We start from the raw sequence: 24451 nt of genomic DNA, 5'->3' as shown, positions 1-24451 counted from the left end.
CATGAAGGCCAAGGACACATTGCTATATCTTGACGGCGTTTCGGTTTCCTTTGATGGATTTCGCGCCATCAACAATCTTTCGCTCGTGCTCCAGTCGGGCGAGATGCGCGCGATCATCGGCCCGAATGGCGCAGGCAAGACCACGATGATGGATATCATCACCGGCAAGACCAGGCCGGACAGCGGCGAGGTCTATTTCAACGGCACGGTCGACCTGACCGGGCATGACGAAGCGGCAATCGCCATGCTCGGCATCGGCCGCAAGTTCCAGAAGCCGACGGTTTTCGAAAGCCATACGGTGGAGGACAATCTCGTGCTGGCACTGTCGGGGCCGCGCTCGGCCCTGTCAGCGCTGTTCCACCGCCAGAGCCAGGATGAAGCCGACCGCATCGACGAAATCCTCTACACGATCCGGCTGTTTGACAGGCGCCACTGGCTGGCGGCCAATCTGTCGCACGGCCAGAAGCAATGGCTGGAGATCGGCATGCTGCTCGCGCAGGACCCGAAACTGCTGCTGGTGGATGAGCCTGTTGCCGGGATGACCGATGCGGAAACCGCGGAGACGGCAAAACTGCTGCGCGATATCGCCCGCACCCGCTCGGTGATCGTGGTGGAGCATGACATGCATTTCGTGCGCGAGCTCGGCGTGAAGGTGACCTGCCTGCATGAGGGCTCGGTGCTGGCTGAAGGCTCGCTTGATCACGTCAGCAACGACCAGCGCGTTATCGAGGTCTATCTCGGGCGATGAGGCGGTGCATGCACATCAATGGGAAGGAACCTTCTGATGCTCACGGTTGAAAATGCCTCGCTTCACTACGGCGCAGCGCAAGCATTGCGCGGCATATCGCTCGAGGTGAAGCCGCAATCCGTCACCTGCGTCCTTGGCCGCAATGGCGTCGGCAAGACAAGCATGCTCCGGGCAATTGTCGGCCAGCACCCGCTATCGTCGGGGTCGATCAGCTTCGATGGTGCTCCGCTCGGCAAGAAGCCGCCCTATGACCGGGCACGAGCCGGTATTGCTTTCGTGCCGCAGGGGCGCGAAATTTTCCCGCTGCTCACCGTGCGCGAAAATCTGGCGACGGGTTTTGCCGCCGCCAAACGCGGCAACCGCAATGTACCGCCCGAGGTCTTCGAACTTTTCCCCGTGCTCAAGACCATGCTGGGCCGGCGCGGCGGCGATCTGTCCGGCGGCCAGCAGCAGCAGCTCGCCATCGGCCGTGCGCTGGTGACGCGCCCGCGGCTGCTTGTTCTGGACGAACCGACGGAAGGCATCCAGCCGTCGATCATCAAGGATATCGGCCGCGCCATCCGGTTTCTGCGCGACCAGACCGGGCTGGCCATCCTGCTCGTCGAACAGTATCTCGATTTCTGCCGCGAGCTGGCAGACCACGTCTACATCATGGATCGCGGCGAGATCGTCCATTCCGGCGACGCGGCGAGCCTCGACAAGCCGGAAGTGCGCAAGTTCCTTACCGTCTGAATTGGGTACTGCTCTTGCTGTCGGAGGGCAATCATCGATAGAGTCTTGCGGGAGGACGGATTTCGATGATCGACAAGCTGGAATTTTTTATCGCTCTGGTGCGCAACCAGCATTTCGGCCGCGCGGCGGAGGAATGCGGTGTCACGCAGCCCACCCTGTCGGCCGCGATCCGCCAGCTTGAAGACACACTGGGCGTGGTTCTCGTTCAGCGCGGCTCACGTTACAAGGGATTGACGCCCGAGGGCCAGCGGGTGCTTGAATGGGCGCGGCGGATTGTCGGCGATACCCGGACCATGCGTGAGGAAATCCGCGCCGCCCGCTATGGCCTGTCCGGGCACGTGAAAATAGCGGCAATTCCCACCGCGCTTGCCATGGTTTCGCGCCTGACGACACCGTTTCGCGAAAAACACCCCGGTGTGACCTTTTCGGTGACCTCGCGCACCTCGCTGGAAGTGCTGACGCTGCTCAGCAATTTCGAGATCGATGCGGGAATCAGCTATCTCGACAACGAGCCGCTCGGGCGGGTGACCTCGGTTCCGCTCTATTCGGAACGCTACCAGTTGATCACCTCGACCGGCAGCACGTACTCAGATCGCGAATTTGTGACCTGGGCGGAGGTCGGTCAATTGCCGCTCTGCCTGCTCACCCAGGACATGCAGAATCGCCGGATCATCAACAAGCATCTGCACGAAGCGGGGGTCGATGTGCATCCGACGCTGGAATCCAATTCGATGATTGTGCTGTTTTCGCACATACGCACGGGCAAGTGGGCGAGCATCATGCCGCTCAACCTTGCGGAAACGCTGGGTTTTTCCGAGCCGATCCGTTCCATTCCCATTGTCGAGCCCGACGCCCGCCACCTCGTTGGACTGGTCGCGGCCGACCGCGAGCCCCATACGCCGCTGGTCTCCGCGCTGCTGCATGAGGCCCGGGCGCTTGCCATCGACCTGAATATGGTTTGATAGAAATCTTCTATCGATCAACGGGACTGGTATATTGATTTGTTGTGCCGCTTTTGATCTGTTCTAAGCTACGAGGAGCATTTAGGGAGGGCGCTGCACGAAATGCAGACCGCAAGTACCGATATCGCTGGGAGAGCGATAGGCATTATCAATCAACTGAAGGGTCAAGAAGGTCCGCTCCTTCCGATTCTGCACGAGTTGCAGGGGGAGTTCGGTTATGTGCCGCAGGAGACCTTGCCGCTGATTGCCCAGGCGCTGAACATATCGCGCGCCGAGGTGCATGGTGTGGTCACGTTCTATCACGATTACCGCGACCATCCGGCCGGCCGCCATGTGCTGAAACTGTGCCGTGCGGAAGCCTGTCAATCGGTGGGTGGCGATGCCATGGCCCGAAAAGCCCGCGAACTGCTCGGCATTGACTGGCACGGAACCACCACCGACGGTGCGGTAACGCTCGAACCGGTCTATTGCCTCGGGCTTTGCGCCTGTGCACCCGCCGCCATGCTGGACGGCGAGGTCATTGGCCGCCTGGACGACGAAAAACTCGAAGAAATAGCGACGGGAGTGCGGCTATGACGGTCACATTCTTTGTTCCGCGCGATTCCGGCGCGCTTGCCCTCGGCGCCGAAAAGGTTGCCCGGACGCTGCAGGACGAGATTGTCGCCCGCAATCTCGATGCGCGCATTGTTCGCAACGGGTCGCGCGGCCTGTATTGGCTCGAACCGATGGTCGAGGTGGAAACACCCGCTGGCCGTGTGGCCTACGGTCCGGTCAAACCGTCTGACCTGGCTTCGCTTCTCGACGCCGGCATGAATGAAGGCCGGACTCACCCACTCTGGCTCGGCCCGACCGAACAATTGCCATTTCTGGCAAAACAGACCCGCCTGACCTTTGCCCGCTGCGGCATAACCGATCCCGTCTCGCTCGATGATTACCGCGCCCATGATGGCTTGAAGGGCCTGGAGAAAGCTCTTGCCCTTTCGCCGCTCGAAATCGTCACTCAGGTAACCGAATCCGGCCTGCGCGGACGCGGCGGTGCCGGTTTCCCCACCGGCATCAAATGGAAAACCGTCCTCGATACGGCAGGCGAACGTAAATACATCGTCTGCAACGCCGATGAGGGCGACAGTGGCACCTTTGCCGATCGCATGATCATGGAAGGCGACCCTTTCGTCCTGATCGAAGGCATGACCATTGCCGGCATCGCCGTTGGTGCCACCAAGGGCTACATCTATACCCGCTCCGAATATCCGCACGCGATCGCCGTGATGAATGAGGCGCTGGTGGTCGCCCGCAGGGCTGGCGTGCTCGGCGCTTCGGTGCTGGGGTCTGCCCATGCTTTCGACATCGAAGTGCGTGTTGGCGCCGGTGCCTATGTCTGCGGCGAGGAAACCGCACTGCTGGAAAGCCTCGAAGGCCGCCGCGGCATCGTCCGCGCCAAGCCGCCTTTGCCGGCGCATAAAGGGCTTTTCGGCAAGCCGACGGTCATCAACAATGTGATATCGCTTGCCTCCGTGCCGGTCATTCTCGACAGGGGCGCGGCGTTCTACAAGGATTTCGGCATGGGCCGTTCGCGCGGCACCATTCCGCTGCAGATTGCCGGTAACGTTCGGTATGGCGGACTTTTTGAAACCGCCTTCGGCCTGACACTCGGCGAAATCGTCGATGCTATCGGCGGCGGGACAGCGACAGGACGTCCGGTCAAGGCAGTGCAGATCGGCGGCCCGCTCGGCGCCTATTTCCCGCGCGAACTCTTCGATACGCCCTTCGACTACGAGGCCTTTGCCGCCAAGGACGGGCTCATCGGCCATGCCGGGCTCGTTGTCTTCGATGACAGCGTCGACATGCTGAAACAGGCGCGCTTTGCCATGGAGTTCTGTGCTGTCGAATCCTGCGGCAAGTGCACGCCGTGCCGCATCGGTTCGACCCGGGGCGTCGAGGTTGTCGATCGCATTGCCGCCAACATCGAACCGGAAAAGCAGATCGCGGTTCTGACCGATCTCTGCAACACGATGAAGTTCGGTTCGCTCTGCGCCCTGGGCGGTTTCACGCCCTATCCGGTCATGAGCGCGCTGACGCATTTTCCTGAAGATTTTCGTCCTGCGCCCGTCGCGGAAGCGGCGGAATAGGAGCCCAAAATGTCCCTGATCCACGAAATCGATTTCGGCACACCCGCCTCCCGATCCGAAAAGATGATCACCCTGACCATCGATGGCAACGAGGTCACCGTCCCCGAGGGCACCTCGATCATGCGCGCCTCGATGGAAGCGGGCATCAAGGTCCCGAAACTCTGCGCGACCGACATGGTCGATGCCTTCGGTTCCTGCCGTCTTTGCCTGATCGAGATCGAAGGACGCAATGGCACGCCCGCCTCCTGCACCACGCCGGCCATGGACGGTCTTGTCGTCCACACCCAGACCCAGCGCCTCAAGGACATCCGCAAGGGTGTGATGGAGCTTTACATTTCCGATCATCCCCTGGATTGCCTGACCTGCGCCGCCAATGGCGATTGCGAGCTGCAGGACATGGCCGGTGCGGTCGGGCTGCGCGATGTGCGCTACGGCTATCAGGGCGATAACCACGTCTTCGCCAAGGCGGACAACGTTGCCAATGACCGTTGGCTGCCCAAGGACGAATCCAATCCCTACTTCACCTATGACCCATCGAAATGCATCGTCTGCTCGCGCTGCGTGCGGGCCTGCGAGGAAGTGCAGGGCACGTTTGCGCTGACCATCGAAGGCCGCGGTTTTTCCAGCCGCGTTTCGCCTGGGATGCATGAGCATTTCATCGACAGCGAGTGCGTTTCCTGCGGTGCCTGCGTGCAGGCCTGCCCGACCGCAACGCTGACGGAAAAGTCGGTCATCCAGATCGGCCAGCCGGAACATTCCAAGGTGACCACCTGCGCTTATTGCGGTGTCGGTTGCTCGTTCAAGGCGGAAATGCGCGGCGAAGAACTGGTGCGCATGGTTCCCTACAAGGATGGCAAGGCCAATCGCGGCCATTCCTGCGTCAAGGGCCGGTTTGCCTATGGCTACTCGACTCACAAGGATCGCATCCTCAACCCGATGATCCGCGAGAAGATTTCCGATCCATGGCGCGAAGTCTCCTGGGACGAAGCCTACAAGCACGTTGCCAATGAATTCCGCCGCATCCAGTACCAGTATGGCCGCAATTCCATCGGCGGCATCACCTCCTCGCGCTGCACCAACGAGGAGACCTACCTCGTGCAGAAGCTGGTTCGTGCCGGTTTCGGCAACAACAATGTCGACACCTGCGCCCGCGTCTGCCATTCGCCGACCGGTTACGGCCTGAACAAGACATTCGGTACATCGGCCGGCACGCAGGATTTCGACAGCGTCGAGCATACGGATGTCGTTATCGTCATCGGTGCCAATCCGACCGATGGCCATCCGGTGTTTGCCTCGCGCCTGAAGAAGCGTCTGCGCAAGGGTGCCAAGCTCATCGTCATCGATCCGCGCCGCATCGATCTCGTGCGCTCGCCCCATGTGGCGGCGTCCTATCACCTGCCGCTGCGCCCCGGCACCAATGTGGCCGTGGTCACCTCGCTGTCCCACGTCATTGTCACGGAAGGCCTGTTCGACGAAAAGTTCATCCGCGAGCGCTGCGACTGGGATGAGTTCCAGGATTGGGCTGCCTTTGTATCCGCACCCGAACACAGCCCCGAAGCGATCGAACAACTGACCGGTGTCCCGCCGCAGACGCTGCGCGAAGCCGCCCGGCTGTTCGCCACCGGTGGCAACGGCGCCATTTACTATGGTCTCGGCGTGACCGAGCACAGCCAGGGATCGACAACGGTCATGGCCATTGCCAACCTCGCCATGGCGACCGGCAATATCGGCCGCAAGGGCGTTGGCGTGAACCCGCTGCGCGGCCAGAACAATGTGCAGGGGTCCTGCGACATGGGTTCGTTCCCGCACGAGCTTCCCGGCTACCGCCATGTTTCCGGCGAGGCGACCCGCGATATCTTCGACAAGCTGTGGGGCGTCAAACTGCAGGACGAGCCGGGCCTGCGTATTCCCAACATGCTGGATGCAGCCGTCGATGGCACGTTCAAGGGCATCTACATCCAGGGTGAGGATATTCTCCAGTCCGACCCCGATACCAAGCATGTGGCTGCCGGTCTTGCCGCCATGGAATGCGTCGTGGTCCACGACCTCTTCCTCAACGAGACCGCCAACTACGCCCATGTGTTCCTGCCGGGCTCGACCTTCCTCGAAAAGGACGGCACCTTCACCAATGCCGAACGCCGCATCAACCGGGTGCGCAAGGTCATGAGCCCCAAGAACGGTTTTGCCGACTGGGAGGTCACCCAGAAACTGGCGCAGACCATGGGTCTCAACTGGAATTATACGCACCCGTCGCAGATCATGGATGAAGTTGCCCTGACGACGCCGAGCTTTGCCGGTGTGTCCTATGACCTTCTGGAAAAAGAAGGCTCCGTTCAGTGGCCGTGCAATGAAAAGGCGCCATTGGGCACTCCGATCATGCACATCGAGAGTTTTGCCCGCGGCAAGGGCAAGTTCGTCCGCACGGAATATGTGGCAACCGACGAAAAGACCGGACCGCGATTCCCGCTCCTTCTCACAACCGGGCGTATTCTCTCGCAATACAATGTCGGCGCGCAGACCCGCCGCACCGACAATGTGGTCTGGCACGAGGAAGACCGGCTGGAGATTCATTCGCATGACGCCGAACAGCGCGGCATCCGCGATGGCGACTGGGTGCGGATCACCAGCCGTTCCGGCGAGACCACGCTCCGCGCGCTGATTACCGACCGGGTTTCACCCGGCGTAGTCTATACGACCTTCCATCACCCGACGACGCAGGCCAATGTCATCACCACGGATTTCACCGACTGGGCGACCAATTGCCCGGAATACAAGGTGACGGCGGTGCAGGTGGGCGCGTCCAACGGGCCGAGCGACTGGCAGGTCAAGTATGACGAGCAGGCCCGCCAGAGCCGGCGCATCGCCCATACACTCGACGCGGCAGAATAGTCATGGCCGGGCGCCCCACACGGTTGCAGGCTTCGCGCATCACCCGCCGCCGCAAGGGCGAGGGCGATGTCTACGCGACCGGCAGCCGCATGGTGCCCGAGGAAACACCCGTGGCATTCAGCTACAATGGCAGCACCCATGCGGTGATGATGGCAAGCCCGGCCGACATGGAGGATTTCGCCATCGGCTTCAGCCTGTCGGAAGGCATTATTGCCCGGCTCGAGGAAATCAGCGACATAGCCATTGAAGAGCATGGCGAGGGCATCGATGTCCAGCTGCGCCTCGCCGATGCGGCCGGACAGGAACTCACCGACCGCCGCCGCCGCATGGCGGGGCCTGTCGGCTGCGGGCTGTGCGGCATCGAATCCATCGAGCAGGCGTTGAAGCCGGTGGCTTCCGTCGGCGCGACGCGCCTGCAGCTGACGCCGGGTGATCTGGCGCAGGCGGTGCGGCTGCTGTCGCCGCTGCAGCCGCTGCACAACGAAACCGGCGCAGTCCATGCGGCCGGGTTCTATATACCCGGTCAGGGTATCGTGGCCGCGCGCGAGGATGTCGGCCGCCACAACGCCCTCGACAAGCTTGCCGGTGCCCTTTGCCGCACAGGCATCAGCGGCGCATCGGGCGCCGTTGTCATCACCAGCCGCGTCTCCATCGAAATGGTGCAGAAGGCGGCGATCATCGGCGCTTCCGTCCTGATTGCCGTATCCGCGCCGACGGCGTTGGCTGTGCGCACTGCCCAGGCGGCGGGCATGACCCTTGTTGCGCTGGTGCGCGGCGATGAATTCGATGTCTTCACGCGTCCCGAGCGCATCCCGGTCGCGGCAAATGCCGTGACGGTCGCAGCCGATGACGCCGCTGCATCCGGAAAATCCAATCCGGACCCGGTCTCGCCCACCCTTGTGCAAAGTCCAACCGTTCGATTGGTGCAATATGGATAATGAGAATCACCGGCAGTCGACCGCCGACAAGCTGGTCTATATGGCCAACCAGATCGCCACCTTCTTTCACACCCAGCCCAAGGATGAGGCGGTGGAGGGTGTCGCCGGCCATATCAACAATTTCTGGGAGCCGCGCATGCGTACCCAGCTCTTTGCCATCCTGGAAAAAAACGACAATGGCCTTGATCCGCTCGTGGTCGAGGCAGCGTCCCATATCCGTAGGCCGGGTCCTGTCTCGGCTTGATCGTTGCGAGGGCTGGGTTCTCGCCAGCTCAATGTGGATTGCCCGCTCGCCCCCGGAAGGCCGGAGAACAGCGGAACAACAAACCAGTCGGGGTTGAACCGGTACCGGCAGAAAAACTGAAATACCAAAACATGAACGACCGCCACGAGGGCTTGGAGGAGGAATTCACATGTCAGCAACGGACAGGGCAGGGCCGGGCATTTATGAAAACCCGGGTATTCTCGACCGGGAGCGCATCGTCGCCAAAGCGGGTTTCAACCGGTGGCTGGTGCCGCCCGCAGCGCTTGCCATTCACCTTTGTATCGGCATGGCCTACGGGTTCAGCGTGTTCTGGCTGCCATTGTCGCGCGCCATCGGCGTCGAGCAATCGGTTGCCTGTGCGGATCTCAATCTTCTGACAGCGCTTTTCACCACGAGCTGCGACTGGCGCGTCAGCGATCTCGGCTGGATCTACACGCTGTTTTTCGTGCTTCTTGGCTGCTCGGCCGCCATCTGGGGCGGTTGGCTTGAACGCGTCGGGCCGCGCAAGGCTGGCGTGGTCTCTGCACTGTGCTGGTGCGGGGGCATGGTATTGGCGGCCATCGGCGTCATCACCCACCAGCTCTGGCTGATGTGGGTCGGCGCCGGCGTGATTGGCGGCATCGGCCTCGGGCTCGGTTACATCTCTCCGGTGTCCACATTGATCAAATGGTTTCCCGACCGGCGCGGCATGGCGACCGGCATGGCCATCATGGGCTTTGGCGGTGGCGCCATGATCGGGGCGCCGCTGGCCAACCTTCTGATGAATCATTTCAAGTCACCGGACTCAGTCGGTGTCTGGCAGACGTTTCTGGTCATGGCTGCGGGCTATTTCGTCTTCATGATGTGCGGGGCGTTCGGCTACCGCATTCCGCCAGCCGGCTGGCGTCCGGAAGGCTGGACACCGCCGACCGATGCCAGGGCGATGATCACGACGCGGCACGTACATCTGCGCGATGCCCACAAGACAAAACAGTTCTGGCTGATCTGGGCGGTGCTCTGCCTCAATGTGTCCGCCGGTATCGGCGTGATCGGCATGGCGTCGCCCATGCTGCAGGAAATCTTTGCGGGCAAACTCATCGGCCTGCCTGACGTCAGCTTCACCCAGCTGGATGCCGGTCAGAAAACCGCCATCGCCTCCATTGCGGCTGGTTTTGCCGGCCTGATTTCCCTGTTCAACATTGGCGGGCGATTCTTCTGGGCCTCGCTCTCCGACCGGATCGGCCGCAAGGCCACCTATTTTACCTTCTTTGCGCTTGGCATCGTGCTCTATGCGCTGGCGCCGACCGCCGCCCATATGGGCAGCCAGGCGCTGTTCGTCGCCATTTTCTGCGTGATCCTGTCCATGTATGGCGGCGGCTTTGCCACGGTCCCGGCCTACCTCGCCGATATTTTCGGGACGCAGTTCGTCGGTGCCATCCATGGCCGGCTGCTGACGGCCTGGGCAACGGCGGGTATCGTCGGGCCTGTCGTGGTCAATTACATCCGCGAGTTCCAGATCAATGCGGGTGTGCCGCGCGATCAGGTCTATGACCGCACCATGTATATTCTTGCGGGCATGCTGGCGCTGGGCTTCATCGCCAACTTCTTTATCCGCCCGCTTGCATCGAAATGGTTCATGTCCGACGCCGAGGTTGCCGCGCTGCAGGCCAAGACCAAGACGGCGGATGCCGGCGCCACCGGCTCGTTCGGCATCGGCCATGGCGGGCTCGATGCCAAGGCGGCGCTCGCCTGGGCGGCGGTGGGTATTCCCATCCTCTGGGGTGTCTGGGTGACCGTGCAGCAGGCGGTCGTGCTGTTCCGGTAACCGTGTTCACGCGCATCAAGGCAGGCTCCGTTCGCGGGGCCTGTTTGCATTTTGAACCCCGGTCAGCAGCTGCGCAGGCCGCAGGGGTCGAAGGGCAGGTCGGCCAGTTCATCCAGGCCCATGGCTTGCAGCGCCGGATGAGAGAGCGGATCACGGCGCCAGTGATCCAGCGCATCATGATCGGCATGGCTGCTCTCCTCGCCCGGCGGGACGAGAGCCTCTGCGAACCATTTTATTAGCCAGAAAATCTTCATTGGGTATGTCCCAGTACTTGAGGGGTGTGCTATTTTGTGCCCGTTTCCTGCGCGATGCAATCAAGAATGGCGATATCTTGATGTAGAAAAACTGGATGAAGAATTTGCATGATGAAGAATTTGAATAGGGTTCACATCAACGGATTGCGTGCCGTTGAGGCAATCGGGCGGCTGGGGTCATTGCCGAAAGCCGCCGCCGAGCTTGGCGTTTCGGTCAGTGCGGTCAGCCAGCAATTGATCCGCACGGAAGCACAGATCGGCCACGCGGTGTTCGACAGGACGCGGGCGGGGCTGGTCCCGACATTCTTCGGCAAGGCTTTCATCGCCCGGCTTGAAGAGGGTTTTCAGCATCTGTCACGCGCCGTGGCACTGGCGGACGATGTCGAGCAGCCCCTGCTTCTTTCCGTCGCCCCGACCTTCGCGTCAAAATGGCTGGTGCCGCGTCTGGGACGGCTGCGGGCAGCGCATCCAGAAATGAAAATCCGCATCGATCCTTCGCCTGGCGTGCTCGATCTGAAGAGTTCCGACATCGATCTCGCCATCCGGCTTGGCAGCGGCGAGTGGCGGGACGGCACGCCGGAATGCCTGCTGCCGCAAAGGATGTTCCCGGTCTGCACGCGCGCCTTTGCCGAACGCCTGACCGGACCGGCGGACATTTTCCGCCAGCCAATCATCTGTTACGAGAACCCCATGTTCAGCTGGGACGAATGGCAGGCCGCTGCCGGGCTCGATGGCCCACTCGCCTTTGACGGGCCGACATTCTCCGATCCATGGCTGGCGATCGAAGCAACGATCAGCGGGCAAGGCATCATGCTGGCCTGGGAACTCTTCGTCGAGGACACGCTGGCGGATGGCCGGCTGGTGGCGCCGTTTCCGTTGCGTGTACCCTCAAATATCGCCTATTGGCTGGTTTCGCCGAAAAACCGCAAGCCAACCCAGCAAATGCAGCATTTCCAGGCCTGGATCCGCGCTGAAATCGCCGAAGACATCCGTGCGCCCACCGCATGATCTGTTGACAAGTTATACTGAAGTTTGAACAGTGCGGCTCACCACCACACGGGTTGCGTTGGGAGGACTTCATGTCTATGCGCGCGGTTATCGGCTTTTCAGCTTTTCTTCTCTCGGCCTTGGTTTCAGGGGCGCCTGCCGGTGCCGCCGAAACGAATCGCGACATTGTCACGACCAAGGACGGGGACTATTTCGGTTTTGACCTGCGCACCGAACAGGACGTGACCCTCGACCAGTGTGAGGCGGTCTGTCTGGCCGAGACAAGCTGCAAGGCCTTCACCTACAACCCCAAGGTGAAATGGTGCTTCATGAAGTCCGACTTCAATGAATTGCACAGTTTTCCCGGTGCCATCGCCGGCAAGGTGGTTGAAACCACGAGCGAGCCGGACATCGGCGCTCCCTCAAGACTGGCATTCCTGTCCGACCAGCTTGTGCAGGATGCGCGCCAGGTCAAGGCACGGCTCGCCCTGACGAACGAGCAGAAGGGGCAGGGCGCTGCCAGCCTGAAGGAGACGGCCCGCGCACAGCTCGCCGCCGGCAACATCGAAAATGCGCTGAATGCCTTCAAGGGCGCGCTGGCGGTTTCGCCGGAGGATGCGGATCTGTGGGTGGAGACCGCCCGCGCGGCCAACCGCGCCGACAAGAACACCTATGTTGCCGGTCAGGCGGCGCTGGCCGCCTATAATGGCTATCTCCTGACGCGCACCACCCAGAGCCGCGCCGATGCCCTCGCGGTGCTGGCCACCGCGTTGCAGAATGCCCAGAACTACCGTGCTGCGCTCAACGCCTACAAGGCAAGCCTTGCGCTTGTCGATGCCAAAACCGTCAATGCAGCCTATCTCGATCTGAAGGCCCGCCAGGGATTCCGTATCGTCAATCACACCATCGATGCGGACAGCGCTGCGCCGCGCGCCTGCGTGCAGTTCTCCGAGCCCCTCGTCAAAATGGGTACGGATTATGCGCCTTTCGTGACGCTGGACGGCGCCGCACCCAAGGCGGTCGAAGCCAAGGGCAGCGAGATTTGCGTCGAAGGCCTGACCCACGGCCAGCGTTACAAGCTGGCGCTGCGTGCCGGCCTGCCGTCTTCTGTCGGCGAAGCGCTGGAAGGCCAGGTGGATCTCGACATCTATGTCAAGGACCGCTCGGCGGTCGTGCGCTTTACCGGCGATAGTTTTGTGCTGCCCAGCACCGCGCGCCGCGGCATTCCGATTGTCTCGGTCAATACCACCAGCGCCAAGCTGAAGCTGTACCGGATCGGTGACCGCGGCATTGCTTCCCTGCTCACCAGCTCGCAGTTCCTCACCCAGATCGATGGCTACAACGCCCAGAAACTCCAGGATGAGTCGGGCGAACTGGTCTGGGAAGGCGCGATCGATATTCAGTCCGACCTCAACAAGGATGTGGTCACCAGTTTCCCGGTGGACGAGGCTTTGCCGAAACGCAAGCCGGGCGTCTATGTCCTGACTGCTGTTTCCGCCGACGCTCACAACAATGAATGGGATTCGCAGGCAACCCAGTGGTTCGTCGTTTCCGATATCGGGCTCTCCACCTATACCGGGACCGATGGGCTCAATGTCTTTGCGCGGTCGCTCGCAACCGCCCAGCCATTGATCGGCGTGGAACTGCAGCTCCTGGCCAAGAACAATGAGGTTCTCGGTACGGCGATCACCGATACGGACGGGCGTGCGACATTTACCGCCGGATTGCTGCGCGGCACGGCTGCCATGACACCGGCTGTCATCACCGCCAAGAACGGCGATGCGGACTATGTCTTTCTTGATATGACGCGGGCCGGCTTTGACCTGTCCGACCGCGGTGTGACCGGCCGCACGGCGCCCGGCGCGATTGATGTGCTCGCCTGGACGGAGCGCGGCATCTACCGTGCCGGTGAAACCGTGCACGCATCCGCACTCGCCCGCGATATCGGTGCGAAGGCGATCGAGAATCTGCCCCTGACCTTTGTATTCCGCCGCCCGGACGGCGTCGAAGACCGCCGCATGGTCAGCGACGGTGCGGCCCTTGGCGGCCACACGCTTGATCTCGCCTTGCAGGCCAATGCCATGCGCGGCACCTGGAACATGCAGATCTACACCGACCCGAAGGGTTCGCCCATCGCCGAAAAGTCCTTCATGGTCGAAGATTTTGTGCCCGACCGGATCGAGTTCGATCTGACGAGCGAGGCAAAGGCCATTGCGGTGGGCACGCCCACGCCGGTCAATGTGGATGGCCGCTTCCTCTATGGTGCACCGGCCGCAGGCCTTGCGCTGGAGGGCGAGGTCAGCCTCAAGCCGACGCACGAGGACGCCAATTTCAAAGGCTATCGCTTTGGTCTGGCCGATGAACAGGCCAACCAGGACACGCGCATTCCGCTCGAGGATTTGCAGGCGCTCGATGAGAACGGCAAGACAACGTTCGACGTGACGCTGAACGAAGTCCCGTCAACGACCCAATTGCTCAACGCCAATATCGTCGTGCGTATGCAGGAGGCGGGCGGGCGGGCCATTGAACGCAATTTGACTTTGCCGGTGAAATCACAGGGCGCGAAAATTGGTATCAAGCCCGAATTCGACGGCGATCTGGCTGAAAATGCTGTCGGCAAATTCCACGTGATCGGCGTTGACAACAGTGGCCAGAAACAGGCCATGAGCGGCCTGAGCTGGAAACTTGTTGCCGTCGAGCGCAATTACCAATGGTACCGGGATGGCAGTTCGTGGAAATATGAGCCCATCATTTCAACCAAGCTGGTTGCCAACGGCACGGTCGATGCAACCGCCGATGGCGCGGAGATTTCCGTTCCCGTGACCTGGGGCCGTTTCCGCCTGGAGGTCGAAACGGCTGATGTGGAAGGCCCGACATCCAGCGTCGAATTCGACGCTGGCTATTATGTTGCCGCCACCTCGACCGAAACCCCGGACGGGTTGGAGATCGCCCTCGATAAACAGAATTATGCGCCGGGCGACACGGCAAAGCTAAAGGTATCGCCGCGTTTTGCCGGCGAGCTTCTGGTGACGGTCGGTGCCGAGAGCCTGGTGGCGACGAAGCGCCAGAGCATTCCTGCTGAAGGCGGCGAGGTGGAAATCCCGGTCACGGCGGACTGGGGTGCCGGTGCCTATGTCACTGCAACGCTCTACCGTCCCGGCAATGACCGGGACAGCCACATGCCGATGCGTGCCATTGGCGTGAAGTGGCTGGGGGTCAATCCGGGCGACCGCAATCTTGCGGTGAAGCTGGATGCGCCCGAGAAAACATTGCCCCGTCAGCCGCTGAACATTCCGGTTCAGGTGACCGGCGCCGGTGTGGGTGATACGGCCTATGTCACGGTTGCCGCCGTCGATGTCGGTATCCTCAATCTCACCCGTTACGAGGCACCCAATCCCGATGGCTGGTATTTTGGCCAGCGGCAGCTGGGTCTGGAAATCCGTGATCTCTATGGCCGCCTGATCGATGGCTCGCAGGGTGCCGCAGGCCGTCTGCGTACCGGCGGCGACGGTGCACAGATGCCGTTGCAGGGCAGCCCGCCCACGGAAAAGCTCGTTGCGTTCTTCTCGGGCCCCGTTAAGCTTGACGCTGGGGGCAAGGCCAATGTGAGCTTTGATATCCCGCAGTTCAACGGGACGGCGCGGGTCATGGCCGTTGCCTGGTCCAAGGCCGGTGTCGGCCATGCCAGCAAGGACGTGATCATTCGCGATCCGGTCGTGGTGACGGCAAGCCTGCCGAAATTCCTGGCGCCCGGAGACAAGACGGCGCTGCGGCTTGATATCGCCAATACGGATGCCCCGGCTGGCGATTATCAGTTGCAGGTGACGAGCAATCAGGCCGTCAGCGTCGAGCAGCAGGTGGCTGCACAGACCGTGAAGCTGACGGCAGGCGGAAAGTTCGATCTGACACTGCCGCTGAAGGGTCAGCAGCCGGGTGACGGTGTTGTCTCGGTCAAAATGTCAAACGCCGCGGGCATTTCGCTGGAGCAATCACTGAACATTCCGGTCCGTCCGGCATCGCTGCCGATCACGGTGCGCAATCCGATCAAGATTGCCCCCAACAGCACGCTGAAGATCGACCGCGAACTTTTGGCAAGCAGCCTGCTGCAGGGTGCATCGGTCAGCCTCAACGTGTCGCGGTCTTCGGCCTTCGATATACCGGCCTTGCTCATGACGCTCGACCGTTATCCCTATGGCTGTGCGGAGCAGACGACAAGCCGCGCCATGCCGCTGCTTTATCTCAGCGAACTGGCCAAGCAGTCGAGCCTTGCCGACGATGGCGATGTGCAGAAGCGGGTGCAGGAGGCAATTTTCCGTGTCCTGTCCTACCAGTCCTCCTCGGGCAGTTTCGGCCTGTGGGGTCCGGGTTCGGGTGATCTCTGGCTTGATGCCTACGTCACGGACTTCCTGACCCGCGCCCGCGAGCAGAAATATGACGTGCCGGAAAAGGCACTCGTCCAGGCATTGGAAAACCTGCAGAATTCACTGAGCTATGACGTGAATGTCAAGGATCAGGGCAATCAGATCGCCTATGCGCTCTATGTTCTGGCCCGCAACCGCAAGGCTGCCGTCAGCGATCTGCGCTACTACGCCGATACGAAACTGTCGGAATTCCCGACGCCATTGTCGCGTGCCCATCTGGCGGCGGCCCTGGCGCTTTACGGGGATGCACAGCGGTCGCAGAGCATCTTCACCAATTCGTTGCAGATGTCGACGAAGGCCACCAATGTCAGTCTCGTGCGTTCGGACTATGGCTCGTCCCTGCGTGACGATGCGGCGGTTCTGGCGCTCGCCGCGGAAAGCCGGCCGGTCCCGGCCATCATTCCGCAGCTGTCGCAGATCGTTGCCAAGGAATGGGAGCGGAAGGTCTATACCAGCACACAGGAACAGACCTGGATGCTGCTGGCGGCCCGCGCCATTCAGGGCGGCGACAACGATCTGAAACTTGCCATCAATGGCGTGGCGCATACGGGCGGCTATGCCGTGCGGATGACCGGCGACGAGCTGATCGCCCAGCCAGTCAGCATCACCAACGGATCGAGCGAGGCCGTTTCGGCTGTCGTGACGACCGTTGCCGCACCGGCCCAGCCTTTGCCCGCTGGCGGCGATGGCTTCAACATCCAGCGGACCTACTACGCGCTCGACGGATCGGAAGCCAATGTCAGCGAAGCCAAGCAGAATGAGCGCTATGTCGTTGTCCTCAAGGTCACCGAGAACAACAACTGGCCGTCGCGGGTGCTGATCACCGATCTCCTGCCCGCCGGTTTCGAGATCGACAATCCCGGCCTCGTCAACAGTGCGCAACTGTCGAATTTCGACTGGATCGGCGAAGTCGAAGCCGCCCATACGGAATTCCGCAGCGACCGCTTTGTTGCCGCCTTTGATCGCAATACAGGCGACAACAGGGAAATCACCCTGGCCTATGTGGTCCGGGCCGTAACGCCGGGTACCTATGATCATCCGGCAGCAAGCGTTGAGGACATGTATCGTCCGCAATTCTCCGCACGCACGGCCACCGGCCGGATGGAGGTCGTCGCGGCGCAGTAAACAAGCCTTGGCTCAAGACCGGTTGATCCGATGATCACGTGGCGCACATTCTGTATCGGCATCTCCGCCAATCTGGTGGTGGCGACGGCGCTGGCCTTCGGCCTTGATCTTGCCGACAGGAAATTTCCGCCGCCGCTGGACAAGGCGGCGGAAGTCTCGCCGGAAGTGGTCGATGCCAATGGCCAGTTGCTCCGCGCCTTCGCCACGCCGGAGGGGCGCTGGCGCCTGCGGACGACGGCTGCGGATGTCGATCCGCAGTTCATTCGCATGCTTGTCGCCTATGAGGATCAGCGCTTCTTTCAGCACCGCGGCGTCGACCCGCGCGCCGTCGCCCGCGCCGCGCTGCAACTGGTCCGCAATGGCCGCATCGTCTCCGGCGGTTCGACCCTGTCCATGCAATTGGCGCGGCTGATCGAACCGCGCGAAGGGCGCTCGCTCAGCGCGAAATTTGCCCAGCTGGTGCGGGCGCTGCAGATCGAACGGCGTCTGACCAAAGCGCAGATTCTCGATCTCTATCTCACGCACGCGCCCTATGGCGGCAATCTTGAAGGTATCCGCGCCGCAAGCCTTGCCTATTTCGGCAAGGAGCCGCGGCGCCTGAGCGTATCTGAATCCGCCTTGCTTGTGGCGCTGCCGCAATTGCCGGAAAAGCGCCGTCCAGACCGCAATCTCGCGGCGGCAAAGACGGCGCGCGAGCGCGTTCTTGACCGTATGGCAGTTGCCAAAGTGGTGGGTGAAGGCGAGGCCGAGCGTGCCGGGCTGATACCCATTCCCTCCCGCCGCCTGCAGCTTCCAGCCTATGCCGCGCATCTGGCGGAAGCCGCCTTGCGCCGGGAGCCGCAGGTCAACCGGCACCAGACGACGCTGCTCCGCCCGATCCAGCAGGGCCTTGAAGCCGTTGCCAAGACTGCGGCGGCCAAGCTCGGCCCCAAAGTATCGATTGCCATGGTCATGGCCGATGCCCGTACCGGCGAAATCGTTGGCGAAGTGGGCTCTGCCGACTATTTCGATGCCAGCCGCTCCGGCTGGATCGATATGACGCGGGTGATGCGCTCGCCCGGATCAACGCTGAAACCCTTCATCTACGGCCTGGCGTTCGAGGATGGGCTTGTTTCGCAGGAGACGATCATCGAGGATCGCCCAGCCGATTTCTTCGGTTACCGGCCGCGCAATTTCGACATGAGCTATCAGGGCGATGTCAGCATCAGGCAGGCGCTGCAACTGTCGCTGAATGTGCCTGCCGTCCGCCTGCTTGACGCGGTAGGGCCGACACGGCTGCTGGTCCGCTTCCGCCGGGCGGAGGTGAGGCCCGTGCTTCCCGCCAATGAAGCGCCGGGTCTGGCGATCGGCCTCGGCGGTGTCGGCATTACATTGAAGGACCTGGTGCAGCTCTATGCGGCGCTGGCCAATCGCGGCAGGCCCGTGCTGCTGGGGGATGGTATTCAGGGCAAACCGCAGCCCATCGAAGCCGAACCATTGCTGGAGCCGGTGGCCGCATGGCATGTCGCCGATATTCTGTCGGGTGTCATGCCGCCGCTCGGCGCTGCGCAGCGCGGCATCGCCTACAAGACAGGGACGAGCTACGGTTACCGCGATGCGTGGTCGGTTGGTTTCGATGGCAATTACGTGCTTGGCGTCTGGGTCGGCCGTCCGGACAATGGCGCTGTGCCGGGTATCACCGGTTTCGGCACGGCGGCACCGATCCTGTTCGAGGGGTTTGTCAAATCCGGTGTGCCGGTCACGCCGCTGCCGCGCGCGCCGGGCGGGGCGGTGCGCATCGCGCAGGCGCAACTGCCGATCAGTCAGCGCCGCTTCACCCGGACATCGAACGGTCTGCTCGCCGCAACGACGCGCGAACCGGCACCGCAGATCGTCTATCCGCCCGAAGGCGCGCGGATCGAGCTTGGCGCGAAGACCGGCGGGGCACTGTCACCCCTCGCACTCAAATTGCAGGGTGGCCGGGCGCCGTTCCGCTGGCTGGCCAATGGCAAGCCGCTGCCCGATATGTCGCGCCGTCGTGACAATCAGTGGGTGCCGGATGGAGCGGGTTATTCGACCCTGACAGTTATCGATTCTGCCGGCCGCGCCGCCAGTGTGCGTATCTTTGTCGACTAGAAACAAAAAGCGGCGCCGAAGCGCCGCTCTGGTTTGACCGGGATTATTACCGGCCCTGGATCATCGATGCGATGATGCCGGATGCAATGCTGACCATGACGTAGTCATTGTTGACGCGCACCCAATGATAGCCGCGTGGCGGTGTCTTCAGGTGATAGCGATGATAGTCGCGCACCACGTTGCGGCGATAGTTGCCGGGCAGCTTGTGGCCGCGCACCCAGCGCGTCTTCTTCACGACGGTGCGCTCGTTGACGACCCGCTTCTTGACCATCCGGTCCTGCTGCTGGTGGCCGTAGCCTTGCTGCTGCTGCGCAAAGGCTGCAGGCGTGGCAATCAGGGAGAGGGCAAGGGCTGCCAGGGCGATCTTTTTCATGTTGGTTCCTCGTTCATTGCAGGGTTTATGATCAAACACCATGCTGTTTTACGAGGGGCGAGATGAACCAAAACTGAACGTCAACCTAAACAATTTGTAATGTTTTAAATGGCTTAGCTGGCGTATGGATGGTGACTTGAATTGGGTTCCCTCCGCCCGCTGACACGCATGCACGGGGCGGAGGACATCTGTCTCATCGTGTTCAGGCGTAGCGGCTGATGCCAAGTTCCGATGCGTCGACATCCGGCGTCTTGCCGGAAACAATGTCAGCCAGCACCCGTCCGGAACCGCAGGACATGGTCCAGCCAAGGGTGCCGTGGCCGGTGTTGAGATAGAGGTTCTGGTATCTGGTGCCGCCGCCGATAATGGGCGGGCCATCCGGCGTCATCGGGCGCAGGCCGGTCCAGAAGGTCGCCTTCGACAGATCGCCGCCGCCGGGGAAGAGATCACCGACCGAATGCTGCAAAGTGGCTTTGCGCGCATCGCGCAAGGTCAGGTCATAGCCGGAGATTTCAGCCGTGCCGCCGACGCGGATGCGGTCGCCGAGCCGGGTGATCGCCACCTTGTAGGTCTCGTCCATGACGGTGGATTCCGGCGCGCAGCTGGCATCAGCGATGGGTACGGTGATGGAATAGCCCTTGATCGGGTAGACCGGCACCGGTACGCCGATGCGGCGCAGCAGGAACGGCGAATAACTGCCGAACGCAACCACATAGGCATCCGCCGTCAGTTCTTCCGTCTCCGTCGATACGCTGGCAATGCGGTTGCCGCTGGTGTTGATCGAGGTAACAGTGGTGTTGAAGCGGAAGGTCACGCCCTTCTCGGCTGCAAGGGCCGCCAGCTTTTCCGTGAAGATCTTGCAATCGCCGGTTTCATCGCCGGGAAGACGCAGCCCGCCGACGAATTTCTCCCGTACATTGGCAAGGGCCGGCTCGGCGGCGATGCAACCTGCGGGATCAAGGAGCTCATAGGGCACACCGAACTGCTTGAGCACTTCGATATCGCCGCCCGTACCGTCATACTGGCTCTGCTTGCGGAAAAGCTGCAACGTGCCCTGGCTGCGCTCGTCATAGGCAATCCCGGTTTCGGCCCGCAAGTCACGCAGCGAGTCGCGGCTATATTCGGCGATGGGGACCATGCGGATCTTGTTGCGCGCGTAGCGTGCCGATGTGCAGTTGCGCAGCATGCGCACCAGCCACAGCGCCATATAGGGGTCGAATTTCGGCCGCACGACAAGCGGGCCAAAATGCATCAGCATCCATTTGATGGCTTTGAGGGGAACGCCGGGACCCGCCCATGGCGAGGAATAGCCGGGCGAGATTTCACCGGCATTGGCAAAACTCGTCTCCAGAGCCGGACCGGGCTGCCGGTCGACCACCACCACCTCGTGGCCCGCCTGGGCGAGATACCAGGCTGACGTGACGCCAACGACGCCACTTCCAAGGACGAGAACTTTCATAAGCGGAACGCTCCTTCAAACAACGCGAGAGAAGCCAGCTGTTTTTGTCGCCAGCATAAGAGTGACTCGCACTGTGGGATGCCGCAGAAATTCTTTCCAGAGTTTTCTTGGGGAATGCGCTGAAATGTCTTGGTTTTTTGGAGCGCGCCCTGAATTCAGGGCAAAATAAAAGGCCGGGTAAACCCGACCTTCTCAAATTCATCTCTGCCGTCAGTGCCAGTACATCCGTGGTCAAAGACGCGAAGACGAATTATTTTTAGCCAGCCTGAAGCTGGTCAGCAGTCATCTTGCCGGACTTGTTGTCACGAACCAGCTCGAAGCTGATCTTCTGACCGTCGTTGAGGCTGCGCATGCCAGCGCGCTCTACTGCGGAGATGTGAACGAACACGTCTGCCGAACCATCGTCTGGCTGAATGAAGCCGAAGCCTTTTGTGGAATTAAACCACTTTACTGTTCCAGTGCTCATAATGAACCCTTTCAAGGAATATGTTTTGGTCACCTATCATGCGACTGCACGATAGTTTTAGCTCGATTTTTGAAGAAGGATCGTTGAGAGCGCTTTGGCGCAATAAAACTAATAACAAACTACCAAATACCGATGGGTCATACATAGTGTCTGGGAGACATTCCGTCAATGCTGCAGCAGAAAAAATAATTTAATTATAAAAACTTAGCCGAATTCAACTGGTGATTTTGATGTTTTTATTGAACAATATTTTGCCAATACCAGCGATCATTTTATGAAGCGCAAGCATTTCCCGATACGGGTAAACGGGTTCGCACGCGGCCGCAAGGCCTCGCCACGAACCGTGCATGTTTGTCGTGGAGCGCTATTTACCCTTGGTCGCGAGCGTCACCTTTGCCTTGGCCTTTGCCGGTTTCTTGGCTGGCTTCAGGGCATTCTCCGCTTCTTCTTCCGCTTCCTTGGCCAGACGCAATGCCTTCAGGCGCGCGGTCTTGCTTTCCCACTTTGCGGTCTCGTCATTGATAATGGCGGATGCAGCTGCGGTTGTGGCCAGGCTTTTCTGTTCCGAAGGACTGAGAACCCGCTTCGGACGGACACCAACTTCAGGCAATTGTTTTGGACTGTGTTTCATCGTGTCTCGCATTTTTGAGCCACAATCATCGCATGCGGCGGTCCACAAGTCTATCGTGCATTCCGATTGTGTCCCGGTGTCCAGCCTCGCGCAAAGCCATAGGACATGGCCAGGGACGCGTATTCAATCTCGCGCAGCAGAAACTCGCGCTCGGCCAGAAGCGCCGCTATCGTCGCCCGGACATCGCCCTGATGATAAGCCAATGCCTCGTCAATTTCGTCGTCCGGTTGTTTCAAGATTGCATTCATCGGATTCTCCTTTGCAATCAAGAATGGCACAATCCGGCGTGCATGAAAAGAAATTTGTTCTTGTTTTGTTCTAAATTTGCACTTGACGCGTGTTCTGGGTTGTATTGCCGGAACGGGGAGAATGCCGGGGGTAAGATGGTATCCATATGCGATACGGCGCAATCCCTGGGGATCGCGCCGCATCTGAACACTCGGGTATCGCTGTGCCGGGCATGCCCTTAGCTCTTGGGCTTGCCCTTGCCGATGACTTCCGTCTGTTTGCCGATCGAGCTGGCAAATGGAACGGCGGCTTTCACTTCAACCTTGTCCTTCTTTGGCTTGCGTACTTCGCGGTTGCTGCGCTGTTGACCTTTGGCCATGGTGGTTCTCCTTCAGGTTTCGGGTAGGGATCGGGGCGGGACGTGATTAGCCGGGGCGGGACTGATCCTCGAGAAGCGCAGCTTCCAGATCGAAATGGTCGATCGGGAAAACCTGCCGGGTGCCGAGCTTCGACGACCGGGCCGGAACATGGATGTAGGTGGCCACGCGGCAATAGGCGGCGCGGGACAACCCGTCGATGAGTTCTTCATCCTGATCCACGTCGTAATCACCGGCGGGTAATGTCTTGTCCACCCCCTTCAGCGCAAAGGGTGCGTCGAAGTGGACGATGGAATGTGTGGTACGCGTGAACATGCCAATCCTCCTTTGGAAGTGGCAAGCAGCGGAAGCTGGCCTGCTGTGTTCTCATCCCGGCGGGTGCCGGAGATCAGTCGTCATGCAACGTTCAAAAAACCGTCGCCATTTTGGAACGAGATTGGCGGGTCGAGAACCTCTGACGCCGCGAAGAGCCAAATCTGAACCGAGGATATCCAAAAGGCGATAGCAAAACAATCGTCATGATTTGCGGCGTAATTGCGGGTGCCGTTTTCAAAAATCGTTCTATCCCAGAACGCCCGCGAAGCTTTTCGTCAATTTTCCCTGCCGGAACGCCTCGGCAATGAAATCAACGAATACCCGCGTTTTTGCCGGCAGCAGCCTGCGGCTGGCATAATAGATGGATAAGGTTCCAACATCGGCATGCCAGTCCGGCAAGAGACGCACGAGCTCGCCATTTTCCAGGTGGGGCAGGGCTACGGGCGCCGAGAGGATGGTTACGCCCAGACCCAGCAAAGCCGCCTGACGCATGGCAGCGGGATCGTTGACCACAATCCTGTCCCGGATATGCGCTGGCATTTCCATTCCGGCGCTGTTGCGCATCATGCGGACGGGAATGCGCCCCGTGCGCTGCTGGCGCAGGACAATCCCGTCCATGGCGGCAAGCCCTGCCGGGTCTGCCGGAAATGCGCGTCCCCGCATGTAGCCCGCAGAGGCCACGGCAATGAGATGCAGGGGCGCGAGCGAGCGTGAAACAACACCGGGCAGAAGTTCGAAGCCGCCGCCGATGGCGGCATCGAATCCTTCCGCGATGAGATCCACCTGCCGGTTTTCAAAGTGCCATTCCGGCCGGATCAACGGAAAGCGCTCGAGAAAGGCTGGAAGCAACGGCAGGACAAATCCGATGCCGAGTGTCGGGCTCATGCTGACCTTGAGCACGCCGGCCGGTTCGTCGCGATGCGCAGCAACATTGGCGATTGCCGCCTGCAGATCGTCGAGGTTTGTGCGGACGGCCTGCAGGAAGCGCTCGCCTTCCTCGGTGAGGGTCAGGTTGCGCGTGCTGCGATGAAACAGCCGCACCCCAAGATTGCGTTCCAGCATGGCCACGTTCCGGCTGACTGCCGCAGGTGTCAGCGACAGGCGCCGCGCCGCTGCGGAGAAACCGCCGGATTCCGCGCTGCGCACGAACGACTCCAGATTGGCGAGGGTTTCCATATCCATACCTTCAATTAATACTTGAAAATATTTAAAGCCATTACCTGCTTCACGTCA

Annotated in this window: 21 protein-coding genes; 12 read left to right on the top strand and 9 right to left on the bottom strand. The window is 61.0% G+C overall.

The features are described 5' to 3' along the window. Window position 1: 1 nt before the first annotated feature. The 9 genes from urtD to ACTJJ7_RS05445 all read left to right on the top strand — a co-directional run bounded on the left by urtD (window position 2) and on the right by ACTJJ7_RS05445 (window position 10467). Window positions 2-748, top strand: a complete 747-nt coding sequence (gene urtD, locus ACTJJ7_RS05485; protein ID WP_440965850.1) for an urea ABC transporter ATP-binding protein UrtD — start codon at window positions 2-4, stop codon at window positions 746-748. Window positions 749-784: 36 nt separating this feature from the next. After that, complete coding sequence (gene urtE / locus ACTJJ7_RS05480; RefSeq protein ID WP_440965848.1) at window positions 785-1480, top strand: urea ABC transporter ATP-binding subunit UrtE; 696 nt, start codon at window positions 785-787, stop codon at window positions 1478-1480. A 65-nt stretch (window positions 1481-1545) separates the two neighbouring features. Further along, window positions 1546-2442 carry a LysR family transcriptional regulator gene (locus ACTJJ7_RS05475; RefSeq protein ID WP_105736192.1) on the top strand — a complete coding sequence of 299 codons (897 nt, stop codon included), beginning with the start codon at window positions 1546-1548 and terminating at the stop codon, window positions 2440-2442. Between the two features lie 102 nt (window positions 2443-2544). Then, window positions 2545-3018: a formate dehydrogenase subunit gamma gene (locus ACTJJ7_RS05470; RefSeq protein WP_440965846.1), complete on the top strand. Its 474-nt coding sequence runs from the start codon at window positions 2545-2547 to the stop codon at window positions 3016-3018. After that, window positions 3015-4571: a formate dehydrogenase beta subunit gene (locus tag ACTJJ7_RS05465; RefSeq protein ID WP_440965844.1), complete on the top strand. Its 1557-nt coding sequence runs from the start codon at window positions 3015-3017 to the stop codon at window positions 4569-4571. The genes ACTJJ7_RS05470 and ACTJJ7_RS05465 overlap by 4 nt, the downstream gene beginning before the upstream one ends. Before the next feature lie 9 nt (window positions 4572-4580). Further along, window positions 4581-7460, top strand: a complete 2880-nt coding sequence (gene fdhF, locus ACTJJ7_RS05460) for a formate dehydrogenase subunit alpha (RefSeq protein WP_105736186.1) — start codon at window positions 4581-4583, stop codon at window positions 7458-7460. 2 nt (window positions 7461-7462) lie between these two features. Beyond that, a complete protein-coding gene (gene fdhD / locus ACTJJ7_RS05455; RefSeq protein WP_440965842.1) occupies window positions 7463-8398 on the top strand; it encodes a formate dehydrogenase accessory sulfurtransferase FdhD in 936 nt (311 codons plus the stop codon). Then, window positions 8391-8642: a formate dehydrogenase subunit delta gene (locus ACTJJ7_RS05450; RefSeq protein WP_130268777.1), complete on the top strand. Its 252-nt coding sequence runs from the start codon at window positions 8391-8393 to the stop codon at window positions 8640-8642. The genes fdhD and ACTJJ7_RS05450 overlap by 8 nt, the downstream gene beginning before the upstream one ends. Before the next feature lie 169 nt (window positions 8643-8811). Then, complete coding sequence (locus ACTJJ7_RS05445; RefSeq protein WP_440965840.1) at window positions 8812-10467, top strand: OFA family MFS transporter; 1656 nt, start codon at window positions 8812-8814, stop codon at window positions 10465-10467. A 62-nt stretch (window positions 10468-10529) separates the two neighbouring features. Here the strand turns inward: ACTJJ7_RS05445 and ACTJJ7_RS05440 are convergent, their stop codons facing one another. After that, entirely contained in the window at window positions 10530-10721 is a 192-nt protein-coding gene (locus ACTJJ7_RS05440) for a hypothetical protein (protein ID WP_440965838.1), read from the bottom strand. Between the two features lie 108 nt (window positions 10722-10829). On the opposite strand from ACTJJ7_RS05440, the gene ACTJJ7_RS05435 reads away from it, so the two are divergent. From ACTJJ7_RS05435 to pbpC, 3 genes are all read left to right on the top strand, one after another. Next, window positions 10830-11729, top strand: coding sequence for a LysR substrate-binding domain-containing protein (locus ACTJJ7_RS05435; RefSeq protein ID WP_440965836.1), 900 nt, complete (start codon window positions 10830-10832; stop codon window positions 11727-11729). A 77-nt stretch (window positions 11730-11806) separates the two neighbouring features. Then, window positions 11807-17254 carry an MG2 domain-containing protein gene (locus tag ACTJJ7_RS05430; protein WP_440965887.1) on the top strand — a complete coding sequence of 1816 codons (5448 nt, stop codon included), beginning with the start codon at window positions 11807-11809 and terminating at the stop codon, window positions 17252-17254. 30 nt (window positions 17255-17284) lie between these two features. Continuing rightward, window positions 17285-19369, top strand: a complete 2085-nt coding sequence (gene pbpC / locus ACTJJ7_RS05425; RefSeq protein ID WP_440965834.1) for a penicillin-binding protein 1C — start codon at window positions 17285-17287, stop codon at window positions 19367-19369. Between the two features lie 46 nt (window positions 19370-19415). Here pbpC and ACTJJ7_RS05420 read toward each other — a convergent pair whose 3' ends face one another. The 8 genes from ACTJJ7_RS05420 to ACTJJ7_RS05385 all read right to left on the bottom strand — a co-directional run bounded on the left by ACTJJ7_RS05420 (window position 19416) and on the right by ACTJJ7_RS05385 (window position 24394). After that, entirely contained in the window at window positions 19416-19742 is a 327-nt protein-coding gene (locus ACTJJ7_RS05420) for an RcnB family protein (protein WP_440965832.1), read from the bottom strand. Between the two features lie 202 nt (window positions 19743-19944). Next, complete coding sequence (locus tag ACTJJ7_RS05415; RefSeq protein ID WP_440965830.1) at window positions 19945-21201, bottom strand: D-amino acid dehydrogenase; 1257 nt, start codon at window positions 21199-21201, stop codon at window positions 19945-19947. Window positions 21202-21457: 256 nt separating this feature from the next. Then, the gene (locus ACTJJ7_RS05410; protein WP_091881096.1) at window positions 21458-21667 is read right to left on the bottom strand and encodes a cold-shock protein; all 210 of its coding nucleotides are present in this window, start codon (window positions 21665-21667) and stop codon (window positions 21458-21460) included. Between the two features lie 364 nt (window positions 21668-22031). Further along, window positions 22032-22298, bottom strand: coding sequence for a hypothetical protein (locus ACTJJ7_RS05405; protein WP_105736820.1), 267 nt, complete (start codon window positions 22296-22298; stop codon window positions 22032-22034). A 50-nt stretch (window positions 22299-22348) separates the two neighbouring features. Further along, a complete protein-coding gene (locus ACTJJ7_RS05400; RefSeq protein WP_105736822.1) occupies window positions 22349-22546 on the bottom strand; it encodes a hypothetical protein in 198 nt (65 codons plus the stop codon). Between the two features lie 218 nt (window positions 22547-22764). Continuing rightward, the gene (locus ACTJJ7_RS05395) at window positions 22765-22905 is read right to left on the bottom strand and encodes a hypothetical protein (protein ID WP_165401771.1); all 141 of its coding nucleotides are present in this window, start codon (window positions 22903-22905) and stop codon (window positions 22765-22767) included. 46 nt (window positions 22906-22951) lie between these two features. Then, entirely contained in the window at window positions 22952-23218 is a 267-nt protein-coding gene (locus ACTJJ7_RS05390) for a hypothetical protein (RefSeq protein ID WP_105736824.1), read from the bottom strand. 246 nt (window positions 23219-23464) lie between these two features. Beyond that, complete coding sequence (locus ACTJJ7_RS05385; RefSeq protein ID WP_105737311.1) at window positions 23465-24394, bottom strand: LysR family transcriptional regulator; 930 nt, start codon at window positions 24392-24394, stop codon at window positions 23465-23467. Window positions 24395-24451 lie beyond the last annotated feature (57 nt).

The organism is Phyllobacterium sp. 22229, assembly GCF_052056495.1.
In the GTDB taxonomy this organism is placed as follows: domain Bacteria; phylum Pseudomonadota; class Alphaproteobacteria; order Rhizobiales; family Rhizobiaceae; genus Phyllobacterium; species Phyllobacterium myrsinacearum.
Note: the sequence above shows the minus strand (reverse complement) of the source record. Positions and strands in the feature narration are given on the sequence as shown.

Coding starts and splice junctions, on each gene's coding strand:
- urtD (WP_440965850.1), top strand. CDS start 2: ATGAAGGCCAAGGACACATTGCTATATCTTGACGGCGTTTCGGTTTCC.
- urtE (WP_440965848.1), top strand. CDS start 785: ATGCTCACGGTTGAAAATGCCTCGCTTCACTACGGCGCAGCGCAAGCA.
- ACTJJ7_RS05475 (WP_105736192.1), top strand. CDS start 1,546: ATGATCGACAAGCTGGAATTTTTTATCGCTCTGGTGCGCAACCAGCAT.
- ACTJJ7_RS05470 (WP_440965846.1), top strand. CDS start 2,545: ATGCAGACCGCAAGTACCGATATCGCTGGGAGAGCGATAGGCATTATC.
- ACTJJ7_RS05465 (WP_440965844.1), top strand. CDS start 3,015: ATGACGGTCACATTCTTTGTTCCGCGCGATTCCGGCGCGCTTGCCCTC.
- fdhF (WP_105736186.1), top strand. CDS start 4,581: ATGTCCCTGATCCACGAAATCGATTTCGGCACACCCGCCTCCCGATCC.
- fdhD (WP_440965842.1), top strand. CDS start 7,463: ATGGCCGGGCGCCCCACACGGTTGCAGGCTTCGCGCATCACCCGCCGC.
- ACTJJ7_RS05450 (WP_130268777.1), top strand. CDS start 8,391: ATGGATAATGAGAATCACCGGCAGTCGACCGCCGACAAGCTGGTCTAT.
- ACTJJ7_RS05445 (WP_440965840.1), top strand. CDS start 8,812: ATGTCAGCAACGGACAGGGCAGGGCCGGGCATTTATGAAAACCCGGGT.
- ACTJJ7_RS05440 (WP_440965838.1), bottom strand. CDS start 10,721: ATGAAGATTTTCTGGCTAATAAAATGGTTCGCAGAGGCTCTCGTCCCG.
- ACTJJ7_RS05435 (WP_440965836.1), top strand. CDS start 10,830: ATGATGAAGAATTTGAATAGGGTTCACATCAACGGATTGCGTGCCGTT.
- ACTJJ7_RS05430 (WP_440965887.1), top strand. CDS start 11,807: ATGCGCGCGGTTATCGGCTTTTCAGCTTTTCTTCTCTCGGCCTTGGTT.
- pbpC (WP_440965834.1), top strand. CDS start 17,285: ATGATCACGTGGCGCACATTCTGTATCGGCATCTCCGCCAATCTGGTG.
- ACTJJ7_RS05420 (WP_440965832.1), bottom strand. CDS start 19,742: ATGAAAAAGATCGCCCTGGCAGCCCTTGCCCTCTCCCTGATTGCCACG.
- ACTJJ7_RS05415 (WP_440965830.1), bottom strand. CDS start 21,201: ATGAAAGTTCTCGTCCTTGGAAGTGGCGTCGTTGGCGTCACGTCAGCC.
- ACTJJ7_RS05410 (WP_091881096.1), bottom strand. CDS start 21,667: ATGAGCACTGGAACAGTAAAGTGGTTTAATTCCACAAAAGGCTTCGGC.
- ACTJJ7_RS05405 (WP_105736820.1), bottom strand. CDS start 22,298: ATGAAACACAGTCCAAAACAATTGCCTGAAGTTGGTGTCCGTCCGAAG.
- ACTJJ7_RS05400 (WP_105736822.1), bottom strand. CDS start 22,546: ATGAATGCAATCTTGAAACAACCGGACGACGAAATTGACGAGGCATTG.
- ACTJJ7_RS05395 (WP_165401771.1), bottom strand. CDS start 22,905: ATGGCCAAAGGTCAACAGCGCAGCAACCGCGAAGTACGCAAGCCAAAG.
- ACTJJ7_RS05390 (WP_105736824.1), bottom strand. CDS start 23,218: ATGTTCACGCGTACCACACATTCCATCGTCCACTTCGACGCACCCTTT.
- ACTJJ7_RS05385 (WP_105737311.1), bottom strand. CDS start 24,394: ATGGAAACCCTCGCCAATCTGGAGTCGTTCGTGCGCAGCGCGGAATCC.